At 50.3% G+C, this 21183-nt stretch carries 19 protein-coding genes; 8 read left to right on the forward strand and 11 right to left on the reverse strand.

The window, feature by feature from the left end; genetic code table 11:
- Window positions 1-273: 273 nt before the first annotated feature.
- The 4 genes from ACY0JR_RS17695 to ACY0JR_RS17710 are packed head-to-tail and all read right to left on the reverse strand — an operon-like array spanning window position 274 to window position 3817.
- The gene (locus ACY0JR_RS17695) at window positions 274-1410 is read right to left on the reverse strand and encodes a DegT/DnrJ/EryC1/StrS family aminotransferase (RefSeq protein WP_462635490.1); all 1137 of its coding nucleotides are present in this window, start codon (window positions 1408-1410) and stop codon (window positions 274-276) included.
- Window positions 1407-2066 carry an acetyltransferase gene (locus ACY0JR_RS17700; RefSeq protein ID WP_462635491.1) on the reverse strand — a complete coding sequence of 220 codons (660 nt, stop codon included), beginning with the start codon at window positions 2064-2066 and terminating at the stop codon, window positions 1407-1409. Before ACY0JR_RS17700 ends, ACY0JR_RS17695 begins: the two co-directional genes overlap by 4 nt.
- Window positions 2063-2683, reverse strand: a complete 621-nt coding sequence (locus tag ACY0JR_RS17705) for a sugar transferase (protein ID WP_462635492.1) — start codon at window positions 2681-2683, stop codon at window positions 2063-2065. The genes ACY0JR_RS17700 and ACY0JR_RS17705 overlap by 4 nt, the downstream gene beginning before the upstream one ends.
- A 24-nt stretch (window positions 2684-2707) precedes the next feature.
- Window positions 2708-3817, reverse strand: a complete 1110-nt coding sequence (locus ACY0JR_RS17710) for a transglutaminase domain-containing protein (RefSeq protein ID WP_462635493.1) — start codon at window positions 3815-3817, stop codon at window positions 2708-2710.
- Window positions 3818-3953: 136 nt separating this feature from the next.
- Here ACY0JR_RS17710 and ispE point away from each other — a divergent pair, with 136 nt between their 5' ends.
- Entirely contained in the window at window positions 3954-4766 is an 813-nt protein-coding gene (gene ispE / locus ACY0JR_RS17715; RefSeq protein ID WP_462635494.1) for a 4-(cytidine 5'-diphospho)-2-C-methyl-D-erythritol kinase, read from the forward strand.
- Here the strand turns inward: ispE and ACY0JR_RS17720 are convergent.
- From ACY0JR_RS17720 to tgt, 3 genes are all read right to left on the reverse strand, one after another.
- Window positions 4743-5666, reverse strand: coding sequence for a DMT family transporter (locus tag ACY0JR_RS17720; RefSeq protein WP_462635495.1), 924 nt, complete (start codon window positions 5664-5666; stop codon window positions 4743-4745). The two genes, ispE and ACY0JR_RS17720, sit on opposite strands and share 24 nt — an antisense overlap.
- 267 nt (window positions 5667-5933) lie before the next feature.
- Complete coding sequence (locus ACY0JR_RS17725; RefSeq protein ID WP_462635508.1) at window positions 5934-7010, reverse strand: LptF/LptG family permease; 1077 nt, start codon at window positions 7008-7010, stop codon at window positions 5934-5936.
- Between the two features lie 24 nt (window positions 7011-7034).
- Complete coding sequence (tgt, locus tag ACY0JR_RS17730) at window positions 7035-8165, reverse strand: tRNA guanosine(34) transglycosylase Tgt (protein WP_462635496.1); 1131 nt, start codon at window positions 8163-8165, stop codon at window positions 7035-7037.
- Between the two features lie 181 nt (window positions 8166-8346).
- Between tgt and ACY0JR_RS17735 the strand changes: the two genes are divergently transcribed.
- From ACY0JR_RS17735 to rsmG, 4 genes are all read left to right on the forward strand, one after another.
- Complete coding sequence (locus tag ACY0JR_RS17735) at window positions 8347-8829, forward strand: hypothetical protein (RefSeq protein ID WP_462635497.1); 483 nt, start codon at window positions 8347-8349, stop codon at window positions 8827-8829.
- A 60-nt stretch (window positions 8830-8889) separates the two neighbouring features.
- Window positions 8890-10026, forward strand: a complete 1137-nt coding sequence (locus tag ACY0JR_RS17740; RefSeq protein ID WP_462635498.1) for a glycosyltransferase — start codon at window positions 8890-8892, stop codon at window positions 10024-10026.
- On the forward strand, window positions 10017-10625 hold the full coding sequence (locus ACY0JR_RS17745; RefSeq protein ID WP_062542709.1) for an RNA polymerase sigma factor: 609 nt from the start codon (window positions 10017-10019) through the stop codon (window positions 10623-10625). The genes ACY0JR_RS17740 and ACY0JR_RS17745 overlap by 10 nt, the downstream gene beginning before the upstream one ends.
- Window positions 10626-11023: 398 nt before the next feature.
- Window positions 11024-11665: a 16S rRNA (guanine(527)-N(7))-methyltransferase RsmG gene (gene rsmG, locus ACY0JR_RS17750; protein ID WP_462635499.1), complete on the forward strand. Its 642-nt coding sequence runs from the start codon at window positions 11024-11026 to the stop codon at window positions 11663-11665.
- A 152-nt stretch (window positions 11666-11817) separates the two neighbouring features.
- Here rsmG and ACY0JR_RS17755 read toward each other — a convergent pair whose 3' ends face one another.
- Together ACY0JR_RS17755 and ACY0JR_RS17760 are read right to left on the reverse strand one after the other, a co-directional pair.
- Window positions 11818-12564: a DUF6882 domain-containing protein gene (locus tag ACY0JR_RS17755; RefSeq protein ID WP_462635501.1), complete on the reverse strand. Its 747-nt coding sequence runs from the start codon at window positions 12562-12564 to the stop codon at window positions 11818-11820.
- Between the two features lie 42 nt (window positions 12565-12606).
- On the reverse strand, window positions 12607-14550 hold the full coding sequence (locus ACY0JR_RS17760) for a peptidylprolyl isomerase (RefSeq protein WP_462635502.1): 1944 nt from the start codon (window positions 14548-14550) through the stop codon (window positions 12607-12609).
- Between the two features lie 135 nt (window positions 14551-14685).
- Between ACY0JR_RS17760 and ACY0JR_RS17765 the strand changes: the two genes are divergently transcribed.
- On the forward strand, window positions 14686-15888 hold the full coding sequence (locus ACY0JR_RS17765; protein WP_462635503.1) for an MFS transporter: 1203 nt from the start codon (window positions 14686-14688) through the stop codon (window positions 15886-15888).
- A gap of 89 nt (window positions 15889-15977) precedes the next feature.
- On the opposite strand, the gene ACY0JR_RS17770 is transcribed toward ACY0JR_RS17765, so the two are convergent.
- On the reverse strand, window positions 15978-17831 hold the full coding sequence (locus ACY0JR_RS17770; protein WP_462635504.1) for an ABC transporter ATP-binding protein: 1854 nt from the start codon (window positions 17829-17831) through the stop codon (window positions 15978-15980).
- Window positions 17832-18116: 285 nt separating this feature from the next.
- On the opposite strand from ACY0JR_RS17770, the gene ACY0JR_RS17775 reads away from it, so the two are divergent.
- Entirely contained in the window at window positions 18117-18950 is an 834-nt protein-coding gene (locus ACY0JR_RS17775; RefSeq protein ID WP_462635505.1) for a serine O-acetyltransferase, read from the forward strand.
- A gap of 100 nt (window positions 18951-19050) precedes the next feature.
- Window positions 19051-19965, forward strand: a complete 915-nt coding sequence (cysK, locus tag ACY0JR_RS17780) for a cysteine synthase A (protein ID WP_462635506.1) — start codon at window positions 19051-19053, stop codon at window positions 19963-19965.
- A gap of 213 nt (window positions 19966-20178) precedes the next feature.
- On the opposite strand, the gene ACY0JR_RS17785 is transcribed toward cysK, so the two are convergent.
- Window positions 20179-21036, reverse strand: coding sequence for a DUF3575 domain-containing protein (locus ACY0JR_RS17785; protein ID WP_462635507.1), 858 nt, complete (start codon window positions 21034-21036; stop codon window positions 20179-20181).
- Between the last annotated feature and the right edge of the window lie 147 nt (window positions 21037-21183).

Consider the following 21183-nt stretch of genomic DNA (forward strand, 5'->3'; position numbering starts at 1 on the left):
TTTCGGCCTGAAGTGTCCTTTGCTCTTATTTGGTGTCTGTCTAGGGCCAAAAGCGAGGCGCGCTCAGGAAAGACTGGAACTGGGGAAAGTAGTGGAGGCGGTGATGGGAATGTGTATTCTCCTCCTTGGCAGGGCAGAATTTTCTGTTTTAAGGCTGGTTTGCCAATTTCAACAAGTAAACGCTATGGAGATTAGTGAACCAGAAAAAAATAGGGACAATCTCTTGTGGTTGCCCAATCAGGAGCGTTCCGTTTGCAGGGCACTTTCCTGAAATCAGCCTTGAAACGCTTTTCTGATTACGGCGGCTACCCGTTCCTGCTCTGAAAATGTAAGGTTAGAACCGGAAGGAAGGCATAGCCCACGGGCGAAAAGGTCATCGCTCACCTGGTTGCCGAAATAGTCACAGCCGCTATACAAAGGCTGCAGGTGCATGGGGTACCAAAGCGGACGGCTTTCCATGTTAGCGGCTAACAACTGGAGCCGAAGCGCTTCCGGGGTAAGCGGGCAGCCTTTCCTGATAGTGATACACGTAAGCCAGCGGTTGGAGTAAAATCCGTCGGGTTCCAGGGGCCATTCCAGTTCTTCCACGTCCTGCAATAACTGGCGGTACGTGTCAAATACCTTTCTTTTTTGCTGGATTCGGTCTTCTAAAACTTCCAGTTGCCCCCGGCCAATTCCCGCCAGAATATTGCTCAGGCGGTAATTGTAGCCCATAGACGTATGGTGGTAGTAGGGCAAATTGTCTTTGGCTTGCATGGCCAGCCAGCGGATCTGTTCAACCAAACCAGCATCAGCGGAAACCAGGGCTCCGCCGCCGGAGGTGGTGATGATTTTATTTCCGTTAAACGAAAAAACGCCTACTTTCCCGAAAGTGCCTAATAAACGTCCCTTGTAGCTGGAACCGAGGGCTTCGGCGGCGTCTTCAATGATGGGAACCCCGTACCTAGAAGTGATTTCCTGGATTTCTTGTAGGCGGGAGGGCATGCCGTACAGGTGCACCAATAGGAGGGCTTTGGGAAGTTTGCCGTTTTTGTGCCGGTTTTCCAAAGCTTGCTCTAAAGCAGTGGGGCAGAGGTTCCAGGTACTCGGTTCGCTGTCTATGAGCACCGGGGTAGCGCCTACGTACCGGATGGGGTTGGTGCTGGCTACGAAGGTGAAGGTAGAACAGAACACTTCGTCGCCGGGGCCTACGCCCAAGGCCAGCAACGCCAGATGGAGGGCAGCGGTACCAGAAACCAGGGCTGTAGCGGCAGCTACTCCGGTGTAGGCAGCTAGTTCCTGTTCAAAACCGTTGACGTTGGCTCCGGCCGTGGTAATCCAATTCTGGTCGAAAGCTTGTTGAATGTAGTGTTGTTCCCTGCCGCCCATGTGCGGAGGCGAGAGGTAGATAAAGTCTGAGGTTTGGCTCATGCAATCTGTTCAATGATACGGGCCGGAACCCCCACGGCGGTGCAGTAACTGGGCAGGTCCTTCGTGACCACGGCACCCGCGCCAATGGTAGTGAAAGCCCCTACTTTCTGGTTCTGTAAAATGGTGCTGTTGGTGCCTCCGTACACGCCGGTTCCCATCTTCACGCAGCCGCTTACCGCTACTTGCGGCATAAGCGAGCAAAAATCGCCGATCACCGCATCATGCCCAATGGTACAGGCCAGGTTCAGCAGTACGTGTCTGCCCAACGTGACGTTGGTTGTGAGCACGCAGTTCTGGCAAACGATAGTGCCCTCGCCCAGTTTGTTTCCCTGCTCTGGTCTGCAAATGACCGATGGGTGTACCAATACCGGAAAGTGTACCAAAGGATTGATTAGTCGGTCTGCTATATCTGTTTTGGCCTGGCAGTTTCCAATGGCCAGTACAGCATGTAAAGGGCTTTGGGTGGCATTTAGGTCTTCTACTGTGCCTAAGTACGGGTAGCCACAGATTTCAGGTTTTGCGGGAGCCGCATCGTCATAAAAACCAATTATTTCCCATTTAGGGGAGACATGGTTGATCTGGTGGAGCAGCATCAGCACCTCCCGGCCCAGGCCGCCGGCACCCACAATCGCAATTTTCTGTTTTCCGGTATTCATGAGGAAGATGAGTTGGAGGAGCCCGTAAAGCGCTCCATGGTGGCGGTGCCCGGGGCCGAGATGCCTTCGGGTTTAACTAAATGCTTGACGGTAAGCCATAGAATAAGTGCATCTACCCGCAGAGACACGTGCTCTACGTACCAGAGGTCATACCTGAATTTCTCTTCCCAGCGCAGCAGGTTGCGGCCGTTCACCTGCGCCCAGCCCGTAATGCCGGGCTTCACCTCGTGCCGCCGCGCCTGCTCCGGCGAGTACAGCGGAAGGTACTCCATCAGCAGCGGACGCGGACCTACTACGCTCATTTGCCCTAATAACACATTCAGCAACTGAGGTAGTTCGTCTAAAGAGGTTTTCCGGATGAATTTACCTAAAGGCGTCAAGCGCTGGGCATCGGGCAGCAGGTTCCCGTGTAGATCTTTGGCCTGCGTCATGGTCACGAATTTATAAAAAGGAAAAGGCTTCCCGTGCAAACCCGGGCGTTGCTGCCGGAAGAGTACCTGTCCGTCAAAGCCCAGCCACAGCACCACCGCCACCAGCAGCATGACCGGCCAAAGCAGCAGCAGGGCGCCTACAGCTAGGAGTAGATCAAGCAAACGTTTTCCGAAGGAAAGATACATGTGGTGTATAACTCAGTTTAGAAACTAGCGCTTTTTGCTTAAACCAAAGGGATTATACAACCTGTTGATATATGATTCCTGTTCCAACGCTTGGGTTAATGCTTCATTCAAGCTGCCTTCCAAAAGGGTAACTTGCGGGTTCTGCATTTCCCAAGTAGTTTTCTTTAGGCGATCTTTGGCTTCCTGAAGATATGAAATTGAAGAAGAAATAAGTTTTTTCATTTCTTCCTCCCTTTTTCTGGTAAGCTGGCGATTGTTTCTGTGTAGAATAAATTGATTCAGGAAATCAATCCCTTTGTTATAAGAAGTGTTTAGAGGTTGGAAGTTGTAATAGTCCACACCTTGCTTAAAAGACCGCAGATACTCCTGCTGAAAAGCATTGTCTATGCCGTGTGCTTCCATCCGTCTAACCATACCTTTCAACCTTGCGAGTTCATTGGCAGCCAAGTATTGAGCTAAGGTATCTGTAAATCGAAAGGAGACTTGTTGAGGCCTCAAAGAAGAGGATTCCTTCTGGAAGTCATGGGCCTTTACGGGCGAAGAGGATAATTGCCAAAGCGGGTCAAACGGGTAATGAGACCTGATCATTATCGCCGGAGCTACCATAAAGTATTGTTCATGGAATTGCTTTACAAAAGTATTCCCATCTACATAGCCCGCACCCCAAGTAGGGTCAAAAAGGTACCATTTCCCGTCTATTTGTGCCGCACACCAAGCATGGCCAACAAAGCTTACTAGGCCTTGTTTCTTTGTATAACCAGAAACAAAGCAGGCATTTACGCCAACTTTTGAGCAAAGCTCCTGAAAAACCTCGGCGTAGCCTTGGCAAACCGCTTTTTTGCTCTTTAAAGTGTAGTCTACAAGGCCTTTCCCAGAGCCGATGGCAGGAGTTAAGACTAATCCTTTCACGTCATAGGCTATGTTTTCTGCAAGCCACACATAAATTGCCCTTACCTTTTCTTGTGGTGTTTTAAATTCCTGGTCTATGAAATAGGATAGCTTTTCAACCGTAATGTCATGTTGCTGGGGCATTGACTTGATTTTTCTGTCAACTTCATAGAACAAAGGCTTTTTCTGTGCAACAGCCGATAGGGTCAGAGCAAAGCTGAAAAGAAAAATATAAAGGATTTTCATCTTTAGTAAGAGAAGTACCTGTTTGTTTGAATACTGATTTGAAAAGGGAATGCCAGAGGTGTTTTAGGTAGATTTTCCAGATGTCGCCCTGAAACGAAAGTACGATTCTCTGCGCAGATTCCCGTATTTTGCGCCCATGATTCAATTCCCGAACGCGAAGATAAACCTTGGTCTGCAACTGGTAGAGAAACGCCCCGATGGCTTCCATAACCTGGTTTCCTGCTTTTATCCCGTAAACTGGACCGATGCCCTGGAAATCGTTCCAGCAGAAGGCGAGGCTACTTTCACGCTCTCGGGCCTTCCGGTGCCCGGCGACCCTACCGCCAATCTTTGCTGGAAAGCCTACCAACTCCTGCGTCGGGACTTTGATCTGCCTGCCATCCAAATGCACCTGCACAAAGTCATTCCCATGGGGGCAGGCCTAGGCGGCGGCTCCGCCGATGCCGCGTTTACCCTCAAGATTCTGAACCAGCAATTCAGCTTAGGACTGACTGAGGAAGCCCTGGAAAACTACTCCCGCCAGCTAGGCAGCGATTGCGCATTCTTCATCAGAAACAAACCCGTACTGGCGGTAGAGAAAGGCGATGTGTTTGAATCTATCTCGCTTGATTTGACTGGCTGGCACTTGGTATTGGTGTACCCCAACCTGGCCATCAGTACTGCGGAAGCCTATGCCGGGGTTTCGCCCCGTTTTCCAGAGAAAGACCTCAAAACGTTGTTAAGCCAGGATGTCTCCAGTTGGAAAGAACAAGTCGTGAATGATTTTGAGCAAAGCCTGTTCCCCAAGTATCTGGTGTTGTCAGAACTGAAGGCGCAGTTGTATAAGATGGGAGCCGTGTACGCGTCCATGTCCGGTTCAGGGTCTACTATGTATGGGCTGTTCAAGACAATTCCAGAAGGACCATTGCCTTTCCCGGCTGAGTACTCAGTTTGGCAGGGCGTCCTCTAATTTGCGCTGCCGCCTATTAAGCACACTTTCCAGAATGGGGTGCAGAAACACGCTGAACAGAATAATAGCCGCCCCATAGTAAAATCCCGCCGACATCATTTCGCCTTCTTTGAAGATAAAGAAGGCCAACAGAATCCCATACACTGGTTCCAGATTCACCGTCAGATTCATGGTGTAGGCACTGAATTTCTGCATGAGTCTCACCGCAGCCGTATACGCGTACACCGTGCAGACCAGGGCAAGCACCCCAATACTTAGCACATCTACCCAAGTAAGGGCCAGTTGCAGTTCTCCGGTATCTGTCATAAACTGGCGGTAAAACGGAAAGAACAGGCAGGTAGCCAGCCAAGCCCCGGCCATTTCATAGCAGGTGATGGTAGTAGCCGCGTGCTGCTTAGTGAGCTTGCTGTTGATGATGGTAAAGCAGGAGGCCAGAAACGCCGAGCCCACCGCCATAGAAATCCCGATGGCATGGTCAAACTCAAACCGGAAGATGATGTACAGTCCTACCATAATGAGCAGGGCGAGCGCTACTTCATGAGGTTTGATTTTCTTGTTGGTAAAGATAGGTTCCAGAATAGACGTCCAGAGGCTGGACGTAGCCATGCCCGCCAAACAGATAGACACCGAGGAAACCCGTGCCGAGGCGAAGAACAGAATCCAGTGTGCCGCAATCAGGAAACCCACGCTCAGGATTTTGGTAATGTTGCGCCGCCCAATCCTGAAAGATTCCTTCCGCAGTTTAATAACCACCGCCAACGCCACGGCCGCCAGAATGGTCCGGTAAAACACCAACTCCACAGCCGGAATAGAGATGAATTTTCCTAAAATGGCCGTAAAGCCCCACAGCAAAATGATGAAATGAAGTTCCAGGAAATCTTTGAGGCGAGGCGTTTGCACGGAATTGAGTTGAGATTAGTTGATTTTGGGCTGTTTTCTGTAAACTGGCCGGAAAGCGGCCCCTTCTGGATTCATTCACTTCTGGCGTTGTGCCTTTGGATGCTGGGTAGTCTCCAGACTGTCCTCGCTGCCTCGCAGCGAAACCGGGATTGCTGGTCTTCTCTAGCGATGAAGTAGGTTCCGGTTCCTGGTTTCCGGCGAGCTTGTAGACTCGCTGCTTCACATGTCACCAGACCGGAGTCTCGCACCAGAATAAACAACTAGCCGTTATCTGGGCACCGTTCGGTACAGGATAACGCCAATCACGGAGAAAACTGCCAACGGAATGAAGGCAGCCACTTGCGGCGGAATTCCACCTACAGAGGCCAGGCTTCGGCTCATCATCACGAAGATGATGAATACGAACGCTAGCACAAAGCCCAAGGCAATCTGCAAACCTACGCCGCCACGCACCTTTCGGGAACTCAGAATTACCCCAATAATGGTCAAAACCGTGATGGCGAACGGATAACTCATGCGCTCGTACTTCTCGGTCATGTACATTTCCACATCAGTGGCGCCGCGCAGGATTTTCTCGTCAATAAGCTTGTTCAACTCAGCATTGGTGAGGGTTTCCTTGAGACGATATGTGCTGGCAAAGTCTTTGGGCAACAGGTTCAAGGTGGTGTCAATGGCACCGCCCTGCATCACCGTTTCCTGGTCGCCGTTGAAGGTGCGCAGAGTGTAGCTATCCATGTGCCACTTCTGCTTGGTGCTGTCCCAACGAATAGATTCTGAGGAAAGCTTCCTGATCAATTCCTGCTTCCGGATGGTTTCCAGGGTGAACTTGTACCCCACGTTGGCGTGGTTGTTATAGCTCTCCAGATAAGCATAAGCGTCTGGGCCAATGCGGAAGTGTACGTTACGGCCCTCAAAGGTATAGGGGTTCTTTACGTACTTGATCTCAAAGGCTACCCGCGTTTTGTTGGCGGTAGGAATCACATACGACGAGAAAAAAAAGATAAAGATCCCAATGACAACTGACCCGATAATGTACGGCACCAGCATTCGTTTGAAGGAAACCCCGCTGCTCAGAATAGCCACAATCTCGGTATGAGAGGCCAGTTTAGCCGTCACAAACACGGTGGCAATAAACACCGTGATCGGGCTTAGCATGTTGACGTAGTGCGGAATCATGTTCATGTAGTAATCAACCAGAATGACCTTCACGGAGAGGTTGTTCTGAATGAAGTCATCATTCTTCTCCACAAAGTCAATCACGCAGATGACCGCAATCAAGATGATCACCACAAACACAAACGTGGTCAGGAACTTCTTGAGAATGTAATTATCTAATAGCTTCAGTTTCACAGATCTTCAGATACGTGATTATAATCTTGTCATTAATTTCTTCACCATCTCGTCTTTCCAGGTCCGGAAAGTACCGGCAATGATCTGTTCGCGTGCCTGGCTTACCAGCCACAGGTAGAACGTTAAGTTGTGCACACTGGCAATCTGGGCACCCAGCATCTCGGTGGCGTGCATCAAGTGACGCAGATACGCCTTTGAGTAAAACGTGCTCACGTAGCCGCCCAGTTCCGCATCAATTGGAGAGAAGTCTTCTTTCCAACGCTCGTTCCTAATGTTGATGATGCCTTGCGTGGTGAACAGCATACCATTCCGTGCGTTTCTAGTGGGCAACACGCAGTCAAACATGTCTACGCCCAGGGCGATGTTCTCCAAAATGTTAGCCGGCGTGCCCACGCCCATGAGGTAACGCGGTTTATCAGCGGGCAGTATGTCGCAGACCAGTTCGGTCATCTCGTACATCATCTCCGCGGGCTCACCCACTGATAATCCTCCGATGGCGTTTCCGGGCCGATTTTTTGAAGCAATGGTTTCCGCACTCTGGATTCGCAAATCTTTGTAGGTACTACCCTGCACAATAGGGAACAGCGTCTGTTCGTAGCCATACTTGCCCTCAGTGCTGTCAAACCGGTCAATGCAGCGCTGGAGCCAACGGTGCGTGCGCTCCATGGAGTTGCGGGCGTAGTTGTAATCACACGGGTAGGGCGTACACTCGTCAAAAGCCATGATAATATCTGCCCCAATGGTGCGCTGTGTGTCCATCACGTTCTCGGGGGTGAACAGATGGCTGGAGCCGTCAATGTGCGAGCGGAACTTCACACCGTCTTCAATGATCTTGCGCGTGCCCGAAAGCGAGAACACCTGGTACCCGCCGCTGTCGGTGAGGATAGGGCGGTCCCAGCCGTTGAATTTGTGCAGGCCACCAGCTTTCTCCAGCACGTTCAAACCGGGCCGAAGATACAGGTGATAAGTATTGCCCAAGATGATCTGGGCCTTTACATCTTCTTTGAGCTCGCGCTGGTGCACGGCCTTCACGGTACCGGCGGTACCTACCGGCATGAAAATAGGGGTTTGTATGGTGCCGTGGGCAGTGGTCAATTCACCGGCGCGGGCTTTGGAAGCGGGATCTTTCGCTACTAAATCAAAGGTCATGGACAATGGGTAAAGTGCTGGAGAAGCTTTCTTTTAAAGTTTGGGGCGCAGTAGGTTACGCTCTTTGCCTGAACCTTGTCTTTCTCCAATTTGCAAAGATACAGATTGCCCTGCGGATAATCGCCACGCATTAAAATTTGGACTACTTTTGGTAAAGACCAACTTATAGCATAGTAACCCTATGAAAAGCTATTTAACGACCCTTGTGTTAGGTTCCTTTTGTTTTCTGACCATCTCCTGTGAGAAAAAGAATGCAGAAGGAGAGGAAGTGCAGGACGCTGCTGTTGGAAACTTACTACCAGATACGGTGTCTACCACTGGCTCTACTATTACCATTACCGAATCTACCGGCCCAGATACCAGTATTTACAAAAGGCCAGCAAAAAGCACCATTATTGATCCGGCCTTTCCGGAAGAAAAATTGTTCCATGCCTGGGTGAATGACATCCATGACCCTCATGCAGCCTTTGACATTACCAAAGATGGTTTCTTTGTGGTAGACTATGATGGTGACGGGAACATGCCCTTTCTGTTAAAGAAGGATTCGCTCATTGTGTATTATGAAGAAGCCCCTGAACGCTACCTTATAAAGAAACTGACCAATGATAGTCTGGTTTTAGGCACAGCAGACTATGAAATAAGGTATGTTAGGTGGAGAAATTAGCTTCGGTCAGATGTACCTTTGCAGTCTATCCTGTTTCATGCCTGTAAAATTCCCTTCTGCTTGTCTCCAGATTTATCTAACCTAGTCACCTATGTGCCCTTAGCTCTTCTGGGGCTCTGCGTGTTGGTGCAGCTTTTCTACCAATTTTATTATTTCCTGCCGCTCGCCTTCCATAAAGAGCAGCCGGAAATCAACCCTTCGGCTTTGCCGTCCTTGTCTATTCTGGTAGCCGCCCACAATGAGGTGAATAATCTACAGGAATTGCTGCCGCTTTTGATACAACAAGACTACCCGCAGGCGTTAGAGATTATAGTGATAGATGATCGCTCCTGGGACGGATCTCCGGTGTTGGTAAAAGAATATGCCCTGGAACACCCCAACGTGCGCCTGGTGCAAATAAAGGAAACGCCCCCCCTCATGAGTCCTAAAAAATACGCGCTCTTTTTAGGAATAAAAGCCGCTCAGTATGAACACTTATTGCTCACCGACGCTGATTGCAGGCCTCTTTCTAACCAATGGGCGCAGCAGATGGCCAGCGGGTTTTTAGAGGGGAATGACATCATTTTAGGCGTTTCTCCGTATATGCAGATATATGGATTCTTAAATCATTTGATCCGGTTTGAAACCTTCTTGACGGCAATGCAGTATCTGTCGTTTGCCAAGAGGGGCCAGGCATATATGGGAGTGGGGAGAAATCTGGCTTATACCAAATCAACGTTCTTACGTAACAAAGGCTTTGCCTCCCACATCAGGTCCTTGGGAGGGGACGATGATTTATTTGTGCAGGAAGCTGCCAAACACTCTGCCGTCCAGATTGTCATTGACCAAGACGCCCAGACAAACAGCACCCCGGAAACCCGGTGGCGCGACTGGTGGCGCCAGAAACGAAGACATTTGGCGGCAGGGCGGCAGTACCAGAAGAAGGAGCAGTTCAGACTCGGACTTTTTGTCTTGTCAAATGGGCTATTTTATGTAATATCACCCGTTCTTTTAGGTTTGCAGTATCAACTGCTTTGGGTTGGCCTCATTATTGGGGTGAGGTATGCCGCCCTCTACGGCACTTATTTGCCGGTGGCGCGCCGCTTGAGAGAACCCTTGGCCTGGTGGCTGTTGCCTGTGCTGGAACTGGGATATTACCTCAATTATATAGGGATCGGGATCTCTGTTTTAACGACTAAAAAGGTAAGATGGAAGTAAATAAACAATTCTCCGCGAAAGCGAAACACGATTTTAAACTGATCCAGTCAGCGGTAGAAGACGGAGATGAGAAGGCTTACGCCGAGCTGATGCAGATCTACAAAAAGCCGGTTTACCACGTGGTTCTTAAGATGGTGCGCAACGCAGATGATGCGGAGGACCTCACCATTGAAGCTTTCGCGAAAGCCTTCCGCAACCTGCACAAATTCAACCCGGAGTACGCCTTTAGTACCTGGCTCTTCCGCATTGCCACCAACAACTGCATTGACTTCATCCGGAAGAACAAGATCAAGACCATGAGCATTGACTCAGCCATCAAGATCGACAACGGCGACGAGATCACCATTGATTTCAAAGACAACAACCTGAACCCGCAGGAGTCTGCCATCAAAAACCAGAAGATTGAGATCATGCAGTACATCGTGAGCAAGCTGCCAGATAAGTACCAGCGCCTGGTAACCCTCCGTTATTTTGACGAGCTGTCTTACGAGGAGATTGCCACCGAACTCAGCGCCCCACTTGGAACCGTAAAAGCCCAACTGCACCGCGCCCGTGAGTTGCTCTATGACATGGTGAAAAATAAGAAGCACCTGATTTAGCTTTTGGTATCAAGTAGCAAGTATCACGTGGCAAGATTTTAAAATTGAAATGTTAGCAGAAAGCAGCCATGTGGCTGCTTTCTGTGTTTTTAGGCTGTTTTTCCGGAAATGGGTTGTAGATAAAGAATCCCTGAAATCCCGCAAGTTTGAGCGCAGCGGTAACTTGTGGGTAACATACTGCCAGTTTGCAACTGGCACAACTGCAAGAGGAATACGCCAGTTGCAAACTGGCACAAAGCAAAGCCACAAGTTACCGCTGCGCTCAAACTTGCGGCATGTATCATTTTGGGCCTCTTTTCTTGAAAACAGGCCTAAATAGAACCAGAGGATTACGGCATTCTGATAAACTCAGGACTCAGAACTCAAGACTCAGAACTCCTTTCGTTATCTTTGAGCCTATGAACCCAACATCCACCGCTATCTTACTGCACTACTTCCCAGACCTAACCCAAGAGCAACAGCACCAATTTGCGCGCCTCGCGGAGCTGTATATAGAGTGGAATGCCAAAATCAACGTGATTTCCCGCAAAGACATGGACAACTTGATGGTGAACCATCTCCTGCATTCCTTGGGCATTGCCAAAGTGGTGCAGTTCCCGGCAGGAACCTCGGTGATGGACGTAGGAACCGGCGGCGGATTGCCCGGCTTGCCCCTGGCCATCCTGTTCCCCGAGGTAAAGTTTCACCTGGTAGATTCCATAGGCAAGAAGATTCATGTGGTACAGGAGATTGCCCAAGAATTACGCTTGCACAACGTGAAAGCCACCCACACCCGCGCCGAGCAAGTGCACGAGAAGTATGATTTCATCGTGAGCCGTGCCGTGGCAAGATTGGCTACTTTCTACCAGTGGATTCAGTTCAGCTACAAAAAGGACTCAGTACTCGGCCAGGGACTGTACTACCTAAAAGGCGGCGACTTAACTGAAGAACTAGCGGAGTCTGGATTAATACATGAGGTGTTTGACTTGAGTACCTATTTCCAGGAGGAATTCTTCGAGACGAAGAAAGTGGTGTACGTGCCGTTGCATCCTACAGCTTAGGCATTTAGGACCCTCTTTTCAGAAACTTAGGTTAAAGCATAAAAGCAGAAGCCTCTCCAATTGGAGAGGCTTCTGCTTTTATGCTTTAAAATTGAAAATTGGTAACAAAATATGAGTTGCTCTAGCTATATGTTAGTGGTTGTTGGGCTAAGTTATTCTTCTACAGAATTAAACTCTTTTATTTCAAAGTAGCACCTTTCGCAAACCAATTTGATTTTGGCGAATTCCATTGATTCATCATTCCAACCATCATTTAGAACCCTTGTCTTCTCACATTCATCACACCAAGCTTGAAAATCATCATCTTCTTCTAAGGCCATGCCTCTATAAGTGGGAAAAGCCTCTTCAAACCCAGTTTTCACTTCTCTGTTTAAGTGCTGACAAATGAATGCGGCTCTAATTTTCCCGTGTACGGTACATTCAATGAGTTTATCCTCTATTGCCTCAACCTCATGAAGTTCTTTTTTCTCCATGATTAAGAAATAAATTTCCAATTGGTCAGAATCTACTCTGTATGCTCCAATTCCGCCTAAGAATTGATGAGCAAGAGCTGTAAATTCCCATCCATCGTAGACATCACTATCGAAGTGACCTTCTGATAGCTTCTCGAAATCATTGTCTACGCCATAATGCTGAAGAACCAAAGTGTCATATTTACTTTGTTCAATTGAGCCGGTGTTATGCCATGCCCACATCCATGTCTTACTATTCTTTGAGTAAGAACCAATGGGAATATATTTAAAATACACTTCTTCGGATTCATTATACAACCTTAATAGTTCGGTTGACTGATTATAGAACCAGTTAGAATAATCATCTATATTGAAGTCTTTTCGAAATGATTCTTGCAAAATCTTAAGATTCTCAAGTGCCTCGTTTGCAAAAACAGAGTAAAGCATTTTATATAGATTCAATTAACATTAATACGCCCAACTTATAACTTACCTCACCAACTCCACCTTCTCAATGGTATCGCCGATATTCAACTGGTGCACCACGTCCATCCCTTTGACCACGCGGGCGAAGATGGTGTACTTGCCGTCTAAGTGCGGGGTGGGGGAGTGGGTGATAAACCATTGGCAGCTCTCCGTGTCCTTGCCTGCTGAGGCCATGCCTACGTAGCCTTCCAGGTAATTCAAATCCGCGAACTCAGAACGGATGGCGTAGTCAGAGGAGCCCCAGCCATCGCCACGGGGGCAGCCACCCTGCGCCACGAAGTTGGGCACCACGCGGTGGTAGTTCTTGCCGTTGTAAAAACCTTGCTCCAGTAACTCCACAAAGTTTGCCACGGAGCCGGGCGCGTCTTCCACCAGCAGTTCAAAAGTGATATCGCCTTTAGAGGTCTTCAAACGAGCCTTCTGGTTCTTCTGCAGCTTGTTCACTATAGTCCAATTGATAGGGTGGCTGAATGGAGTTGCCGGAGTTGGAGCCGAGGTCTTGCCTTCCAGGTAGTCCAGGGTTTTCTGAAGTTCCAGGTAGGTTTCAATGTCTCGGGGCAGCGTGAGTTTGTCGCGGGCCTGGGTCAAGAAAGAGCGGTCTGCGTAGGCGTCTTTCAGGTTCAAATCAGGATTCCGGATGGCACCGGCGGCAATGCCCACCATGGCAACATCACCCGATTGGATGGCCCGTTGGAATAATTGGTTGAAAGCAGGGGTTGCGGCTGCGTCAAAGTTCTTCAGCCCTCTGATGGCTACCAACGCTTCTATGCCCGAAGTGCTTATGGCCGGATGCGCTGCTTGAAACGTCTGCTGTTCAATAAAAGGATACTGTGCGGGGTCTTTGCTAAGAGCGGTGAGCAAACCGGCTTTCTCGTACGGGTTCTTCGCCGAGGCAAATCGCTGCTGAATCTGCCGGCTCACACTCTGCTTTTGGCCGGCTGGAGCTGAGGCCAACGCCGCAGCCAACAAGGTAGCCCGTACCCGCCAATTGGGCTGTTTGTTGGCGGCATCCAATAACCGAGCAGATTCCGTGGCGGGCGCTTTGGCGGTCAGGTACTCGGCAGCGCTGAGGGCCACCAGCGGGTGTTTGTCTGACAGTGCATTCCAGGCAGCAACCTGTACCGCATCATAAGGCAACTGATACAAAGGGCGCACGGCATTGATCCGGACGCGGTAATCAGGGTCTTTACTAAGAACCTGGTTTACCACGGAGGCTACGCCCACCGTATCGGTCATTTTGCCTAATGCCAGCGCCGCGGCCATGCGCACGTTGGCGCTGGGATCCTGCTGCACTACTTTAAAAACCTGTGCTTTGGCTGGGCTTGGGTCTACTTTCGCGGTGCGGCCTAAAAAGTGGGCGGCACCTAAACGAGCCTCTTCCTGACCTGAGTTTAGAAGATCAGCTACTTTGGTGATAGCGCCCGCATAATTCAGTTTACGTTGTCCAGCCCGGTAAATGGCCCAGGCTTGCGCCGCCTGTAGCTCAGGTTGCGCTGTGTACCTGGAGATCATGTCCAAGCCGTTCTGCGAGGCGCATTTGCCCCAGGCTTCCAGAATCTCGGCCCTCACTGGGATGTTCTGCTCCTGATTATATGCTTCCATCAACGCCGGCTCCGCCGAGGTACTTCCTATCTGCCCCAAGGCATAGGCGATTGCCTTCCTAACTTCGGCTTCTGGGTCTTGCAGCAACGGCGTCAGCGCTGAGATAGCAGAACTGTCCTGTACCGAGCCGAAGGCCAAAGCAGCCTCGCGGCGGTACATGGTTTCGGGGCGATCTAAAAATTCTAGCAGAACCTTGGTTTTGCGTTCGTCCTGCAGGGTGTAGATTTTGCGCAGGGTAGCGTCGCTGAATTTATTCACGCCCCTGGTGGCACTTTGCTGGGCGGGCTGACGGCAAGCGACGGCTATCAAAAGCAAAGCAGCGGCGTTTCTGAGGTGTTTTTTCATAAAGAGCACTTAAGCACGGAAGATACAAAACTGTCCTGAGTCTTCGGCATCACCACTAAGCAGCAGAAATCGAAATTTTGTTTTTGCCCGACTTTGGAGAAAATGGGGGAGAAACTCAAACTGATTGTCTGAAAAATGCAGACCTTTGCGCCCGTTATGATTACCGCTGCCCCCGCTACTACCACTTACTCGTTCCGTTTCTGGATGCTGTGCCTGAGCTCGTTTCTCTTCTCGGCTAGTTTCAACATGATTATCCCAGAGTTGCCCAACTTCCTCACGCACCTAGGCGGGGCCGATTACAAAGGCTACATCATAGGCTTATTTACGCTCACAGCCGGGCTTTCCCGCCCCTTCAGCGGAAAACTCACCGATACCGTAGGCCGCTTGCCGGTCATGTACTTCGGGGTAGCCGTCTGTATCTTATGCAGTCTGCTGTACCCGCTACTTACTACCGTATTTGCGTTTTTACTGCTGCGGCTCATCCATGGTTTTTCTACGGGTTTTACGCCTACCGGCGAATCGGCGTATATCGCGGACATTGTGCCCATTGAGCGGAGAGGGGCGGCCATCGGTATTTTCGGGTTGGCCGGAAGTCTGGGTTTGGCGGCCGGGCCCGCCATTGGCGGCGAGTTTAGCCGGCATTTTTCCTTGAACGCGCTCTTCTACTCATCATCTGGCATGGCATTGTTATCTATTCTGGTGCTGGTGAACCTGAAGGAGACGCTGCCAAATCCGAAGAAATTTAAATTGGGTTTACTACGCATCCGGAAGGATGAAATCTTTGAACCCCGCGTCTTACCCACCTTTGTGGTGATGTTGCTGACGCTGTCCTGCTACGGCGCGGTGCTCACCGTCACGCCCGATTTCAGCCAGCATCTGGGCATCCAGAACAAAGGCCTGTTCTTTACTTTCTACACCGTAGCTTCCATTGGCGTGCGTTTTCTGGCGGGCCGTGCTTCTGACCGCTTCGGGCGGGTGCCCATTTTGCGGGTTTCCACGCTCATGATGGCTATCTCCATGGTGGTGTTAGGTTTGGCCGAAAACAAAGCCATGTTCCTGGGTGCGGCGGTGTTGTACGGCTTCGGAACGGGCATGAACTCGCCTACACTCTACGCCTGGGCCATAGACCTGAGCCATCCAGAGCGCCGCGGCCGGGCCATGGCCACCGTGTACATTGCCTTGGAAGCCGGTATCGGCATTGGCGCTTTCGCCTCCGGCTGGATCTACGGAAATGAAGTAGGTGCTATTCCTTACGTGTTCTGGGGTGCCGCGGCTCTGTGCTTCCTGGCGTTCCTGTTTGTGATGCTGGGGAATTTCAAAAAGAGGGTAGAATTTTAGGTGTTTAGAGGCCGTTTTTAGTAAATGAAGCTTACTATGGCGCGGAACAAGCTTTAGTTACCTAAACTTTCTAACTCAGAACTCCCCCCTTACATGTATCCTTTTGCCTGGAGCCTAAACAATTCCGCGTAGCGGGTGCCTTTGGCAATGAGTTCTTCATGAGAGCCCATCTCCACAAACTGGCCATTTTCGATGACCAGAATCCGGTCGGCCATACGCACGGTGGAGAAGCGGTGAGAGATAAGCACGGCGGTTTTGCCCTGTGTCAGTTCCGCGAAGCGCTGGAAGACTTCGTGCTCGGCACGGGCGTCCAGGGCGGCGGTGGGCTCATCCAGGATCAGGAGCTGGGCATCGCGCATGTAGGCTCTTCCCAAGGCTATTTTCTGCCACTCACCACCCGATAAATCCACGCCTTTGTTGAACCTGCGACCAATGACCTGGTCATACCCTTCGGGCAGTTTGGCAATGACAGTATCTGCGAGACTTTGCTGTGCTGAGGACTCAATGCGAGGTTTATTCTCTTTCTCTTCAATCCTTCCAATGGCGATGTTGGTGCCAGCACTCATCTGGAACCGCACGAAGTCCTGGAAAATAACGCCAATCTCGCGGCGCAGATCGGCAGGGTCATACTCGCGCAGGTCTATGCCGTCTAATAAAATTCTACCCTCGGTTGGGTCATAGAGGCGGGAGAGCAGTTTCACCATGGTGGTTTTACCGGCTCCGTTTTCGCCTACCAAAGCCAGTTTCTCTCCGGCATGTAAGGTGAAGTTAAGATGACGGAGCGCCCATTTCTCGGAGTTTCGGTACTGGAAACCCACGTTTTCAAAGGTAAAGCCATGCTTAATGGGCCTCGGAAAAGGAGGGGCGGAGGCTAGGCGCCGGATGCGGGGTTGCAGTTCAAAGAAATCAAAGAAATCTTGGAGGTACAACGCGCCTTCGGCGACGCTGGTGAACCGGTTGAGGACTGATTCCAGCAATCCGCGCAGGCGCATGAACGAGCCGGAGAGAAACGTTAATTGACCCAGTGAAACCTGGCCTTGTACGGTCTGCAGGAGCAGGTACACGTACGCCCCGTAATAACCGGCGCTGCCTAACGCGGCGAATACACTGCCCCAACCGGCCCGCCTAATGGCTAGTTTCTCGTTGTCTTTGTAAAATTGATTGGAAAGCGTGCGGAAGCGGTCTACCAGAAAGCCTGACAGTCCGAAGATCTTGACTTCTTTGGCGGTATCATCGCTGGCACCGGTTTGCCTCAGGTAATCCAGTTCGCGGCGCTCGGGCGTCCAGCCATGTACCAGCGAGTAGCTGCGTTCGTTGAAGTGTGATTCACCCAGAAACGCAGGTAATACGGCCACTAATAGTAAGAGCAGTAGCCACGGGTAAAAGGCAATGAGTCCGGCAGCCAGAAAAGCCATGGTTAAGATGTCTTGCATCTGGCCCAAAACCTGGCTCATGAGAATGGTGCGGCTTAAGGTTTGGCGACGGGCGCGTTCCAGTTTGTCATAGAAAGCGGAGTCTTCAAACTGGTCCAGGTCCAGTTCGGCGGCGTGTTCCATGAGCCGCACCGAAGACTGGTTCGCAAATAAATCGCCAAGCAGACCATCTAACAGGGCAATGCCCCGGTTCAGGAAGTCAGACAATACTGCGAGCCCGAACTCAATCGCGATGAGTGTGAAAAGATGGCCCAACAGTTTGTCGTTGGTTTGGGTCAGGCGCACCACTTCGTCAATGATGAGTTGGCCCACGTAGAGCACCGCTAAGGGCACCGCAGCCCGCAGCAAGCGCAACACCACATTGGTAAACGCCATGCGCGGATTCGTCTGCCACACCATTTTCAGGAAGGGTGGCAAATGCTTGAGCGCACTTACCCGCTGCTGCACCGAAAGTTGCGGTTGTCCCTGCCGGGGTGGTTTCTTGCCAAATAGATTATCCCAAAATGCCATACGCGCTAATTTATTGAAAAACCTTTTACTTACGCGGTTTTCAGGAAAACGTGCTGTATTCATACCGGGCTTCCTCGTAAAAGAAGGTTGGAAAAGGACTGATGGGAAGGTAGAAGGGCTGTTTTAAGGCCTTTTTGACAAAAATAGCCCTGAAACAAGGCAGATGCTATACTGTAAGTAACCGAAAGGATAACCCATCTGCGCCTGAGGGGCTTTACCTTTGTGGCTTTTGAATGAGAGAAGGTTTTTGTTTCCTTCTGAGGTATAATTTCGTAGGCTACTTTTATGGAAGAGTTATTTTTACAACGGCTCTGGGCGCTGCACCAGCAGAACCAGTTCCGGATACCCACCCACTTGCTGTGCCAGTTCCTGAATAGATTGCTGCAGATGCTGTTTCCGCCGTTGACGGAACAACCATTTAAGAGTGTGCAGGCGCTGGCGCAGGAAGCCACGTTTCTGGAGCAGGAACTGGAATCTTTGCTGGAAGGGGTGCAGCACATCAGCGCGTTCTCGGCGGCTGAGACCGTAGACCGTTTCATGAACCAGTTGCCTGACCTGCACGAGCGCCTTATTTCTGATGCACAGTTTATCTTACAGGAAGACCCCGCCGCCCGGCACATTGAGGAAGTAATGCGGTCTTATCCGGGTTTTTACGGCATAGCGGTGTACCGTATCGCGCATTTGCTGTACCAGGAAGGCGTTCCGCTATTACCGCGCATCTTAACCGAGTACGCCCACAGCCGTACTGGTATTGACATCCATCCCGGGGCGCAGATTGATTATCCGTTCTGCATTGACCATGGTACCGGCATTGTCATCGGCGAGACCACCGTCATCGGCAAAAATGTGAAGCTGTACCAGGGCGTGACCTTGGGGGCTTTGAGCGTGGCTAAATACATGATGGACTTAAAGCGGCATCCTACGCTGGAAAACAATGTGATCATCTATGCCGGGGCCACTATTTTGGGTGGAAATACGGTCATTGGGGCGCACAGCATTATTGGCGGTAACGTATGGCTAACTGAGAGCGTACCTGCTTATTCACGGCTGTACCACCGGGCTCAGATTAAGGTGAGTAGGTCAGAAGCGCCGGAAGATATCCTGGATTTCTCTATTTAAGCACGCCCCTTGGGGTTAACAAAATAATTTTACATTTGTAGTAAGTGGCAGGCACGTTAAGTGTCTAAAACCGATACTCTTTTAACGTAAACCTTACGAGATGAAAGTAGATAACATATTACAGGCCATCGGGAACACCCCAGTTGTTCGCATCAATAAATTGTTCGGCCCAGACGCCCAGGTTTGGATGAAACTGGAGCGCGCCAACCCCGGCGGAAGCATCAAAGACCGCATTGCGCTGTCTATGATTGAAGACGCCGAGAAACGAGGTCTGTTGAAACCGAACAGCCATATCATTGAGCCAACTTCTGGAAACACCGGCGTAGGTCTGGCCATGGTGGCCGCCGTGAAAGGCTATGAGATTACTTTGGTCATGCCCGAGTCTATGTCTATTGAGCGTCGTCGCCTGATGGCTGCTTACGGAGCACACCTGGAACTGACGCCGCGCGAGAAAGGCATGAACGGGGCCATTGCTAGGGCCAATGAACTGGCCGCTCAAAACGAAAACGCCTGGATTCCCATGCAGTTTGAGAATGAGGCCAATACCCGCATCCACGTAGAGACCACTGCCCAGGAAGTGCTTAAAGATTTCCCCGATGGCTTTGATTACATGATTACCGGCGTTGGTACCGGCGGTCACATCACCGGCGTAGGCCAGGTGCTGAAACAGAAATTCCCTAACCTGAAAGTGTTTGCCGTGGAGCCTACCTTGTCTCCCGTATTAAGCGGCGGCGCTCCAGGTCCACACCCAATCCAAGGGGTTGGCGCAGGTTTCATCCCTAAAGTGATGGACATGTCTGTGCTGGATGGCGTGATTCAGGTAGAGCCAAAAGATGCCTTTGAGTATACCCGCCGCGCTGCCCGTGAGGAAGGACTTTTCATTGGTATTTCCTCTGGAGGTTCTTTGGCCGCGGTATCTCAGAAAATTGCCGAAGTGGAGCCAGGTGCCCGCATCCTTACCTTCTGCTATGACACCGGTGAGCGTTACTTGTCTGTAGAAGGCTTGTTCGTGTAGCCCTTATCTCCTTGTAAAACAAAGCCGCCCTTGCATCTGCAAGGGCGGCTTTGTTTTAAGGCTGTTTTTCTGGAAACGGGGGTAAAGCCACCAAAGAGATTTTATTTTTCCCCTCTCGTGTTTACATTCTTCCAAAAGCTTTCTGGCGCAAGCGTCCGCACGCATAGCTGAACTGCCTATCTAAAGATGGAAGTTCCTTTAAGCAATTTGGTATTAGAAGGCAATTCCAAGATTGAAGCCAAAGCCGCGAAAACCGGCGAAGGGCGAGTTTCCTTTCACGGTGACTCCTGAATTGGTCACGGTGGCGTCTATCTTCGGGTTACCCGGTAATTTGTCATTGATAGACTCAATGTCTTCTTCCAAGTCTCTTCTTTCCTGCGGCGTCATGAGGCTCAGGTCTGCCTGGCCATTCAGGTCCAGTTTCATTCTGCCGTAGTGCCCGCCCAGAATGTACCAGTCAAACGATACCCGCTTCGCAATCAGCCACTGTGAACCAATCATCAATCCGCCACCAAATCCTTTGATATTTCCGTCAATAGGAATGGTGTACGTCCGGAAGTCGGTTTCATACTTATGGGAGTACGTGGCATCCATGTTCATGTACCGGCCATATAAAGACAGGTAGAAGCCTCTTGCGCCTGGTTTCTTACCCGTGTAGAACCTGATTTCGCCGGTATAGGCTTTGCTGTCTACCGTGGCGTTTCTGAGTTGCTCTATAATATCATCTTCACCGTCGGCAAACTGGTCAAGGCCTTTGTCTACGGCAGAAATCGAACCGATATTGCGCTTAGGTAAAAAGCTGTAACCGGCAACAAATGTCATTTTACGGGTGAGGGAACGCTCATAGCTCAGGCTATAATTTTTCAGCGCCAGCGAAGTCAGGTTGATTTTAACAATGTTCTTTCTGAAGACTTCTTCCCGGGGAGTATTCTCTACGGCAGTACTGCGTTGCGCTGTTGATGCCACTGAGGCAGTAAGCGTAATTAAGGAATCTGATGGGATTGAAGTGGTGGTTTGAGCGAAGCTTTGAAGACTTGACAGAACTAAAAGAAGTGTAAAAAGTTTTTTCATATAAATATATTTTATAAAATGTTTACAAAGGTCCGCAGATAATCTGGCTCCTGAAATACCCGCTAGTAGGTATTTTCAGCTAATGGTATTTTTAGAGCCTAAGGTTTGAACCATATTGACCAGTTGCCACCGCAGAAGAGGTATTTT

It is taken from the genome of Rufibacter sp. JT3400010 (assembly GCF_054956755.1).

What these genes read in the sequence shown, in the direction of transcription:
- ACY0JR_RS17735 (WP_462635497.1), top strand. Translation starts at nt 8,347, where the DNA reads ATGAAAAGCTATTTAACGACCCTTGTGTTAGGTTCCTTTTGTTTTCTG.
- ACY0JR_RS17710 (WP_462635493.1), bottom strand. Translation starts at nt 3,817, where the DNA reads ATGAAAATCCTTTATATTTTTCTTTTCAGCTTTGCTCTGACCCTATCG.
- rsmG (WP_462635499.1), top strand. Translation starts at nt 11,024, where the DNA reads ATGAACCCAACATCCACCGCTATCTTACTGCACTACTTCCCAGACCTA.
- ACY0JR_RS17695 (WP_462635490.1), bottom strand. Translation starts at nt 1,410, where the DNA reads ATGAGCCAAACCTCAGACTTTATCTACCTCTCGCCTCCGCACATGGGC.
- cysK (WP_462635506.1), top strand. Translation starts at nt 19,051, where the DNA reads ATGAAAGTAGATAACATATTACAGGCCATCGGGAACACCCCAGTTGTT.
- ACY0JR_RS17770 (WP_462635504.1), bottom strand. Translation starts at nt 17,831, where the DNA reads ATGGCATTTTGGGATAATCTATTTGGCAAGAAACCACCCCGGCAGGGA.
- ACY0JR_RS17745 (WP_062542709.1), top strand. Translation starts at nt 10,017, where the DNA reads ATGGAAGTAAATAAACAATTCTCCGCGAAAGCGAAACACGATTTTAAA.
- ACY0JR_RS17775 (WP_462635505.1), top strand. Translation starts at nt 18,117, where the DNA reads ATGGAAGAGTTATTTTTACAACGGCTCTGGGCGCTGCACCAGCAGAAC.
- ACY0JR_RS17760 (WP_462635502.1), bottom strand. Translation starts at nt 14,550, where the DNA reads ATGAAAAAACACCTCAGAAACGCCGCTGCTTTGCTTTTGATAGCCGTC.
- tgt (WP_462635496.1), bottom strand. Translation starts at nt 8,165, where the DNA reads ATGACCTTTGATTTAGTAGCGAAAGATCCCGCTTCCAAAGCCCGCGCC.
- ACY0JR_RS17705 (WP_462635492.1), bottom strand. Translation starts at nt 2,683, where the DNA reads ATGTATCTTTCCTTCGGAAAACGTTTGCTTGATCTACTCCTAGCTGTA.
- ACY0JR_RS17785 (WP_462635507.1), bottom strand. Translation starts at nt 21,036, where the DNA reads ATGAAAAAACTTTTTACACTTCTTTTAGTTCTGTCAAGTCTTCAAAGC.
- ACY0JR_RS17755 (WP_462635501.1), bottom strand. Translation starts at nt 12,564, where the DNA reads ATGCTTTACTCTGTTTTTGCAAACGAGGCACTTGAGAATCTTAAGATT.
- ispE (WP_462635494.1), top strand. Translation starts at nt 3,954, where the DNA reads ATGATTCAATTCCCGAACGCGAAGATAAACCTTGGTCTGCAACTGGTA.
- ACY0JR_RS17700 (WP_462635491.1), bottom strand. Translation starts at nt 2,066, where the DNA reads ATGAATACCGGAAAACAGAAAATTGCGATTGTGGGTGCCGGCGGCCTG.
- ACY0JR_RS17765 (WP_462635503.1), top strand. Translation starts at nt 14,686, where the DNA reads ATGCAGACCTTTGCGCCCGTTATGATTACCGCTGCCCCCGCTACTACC.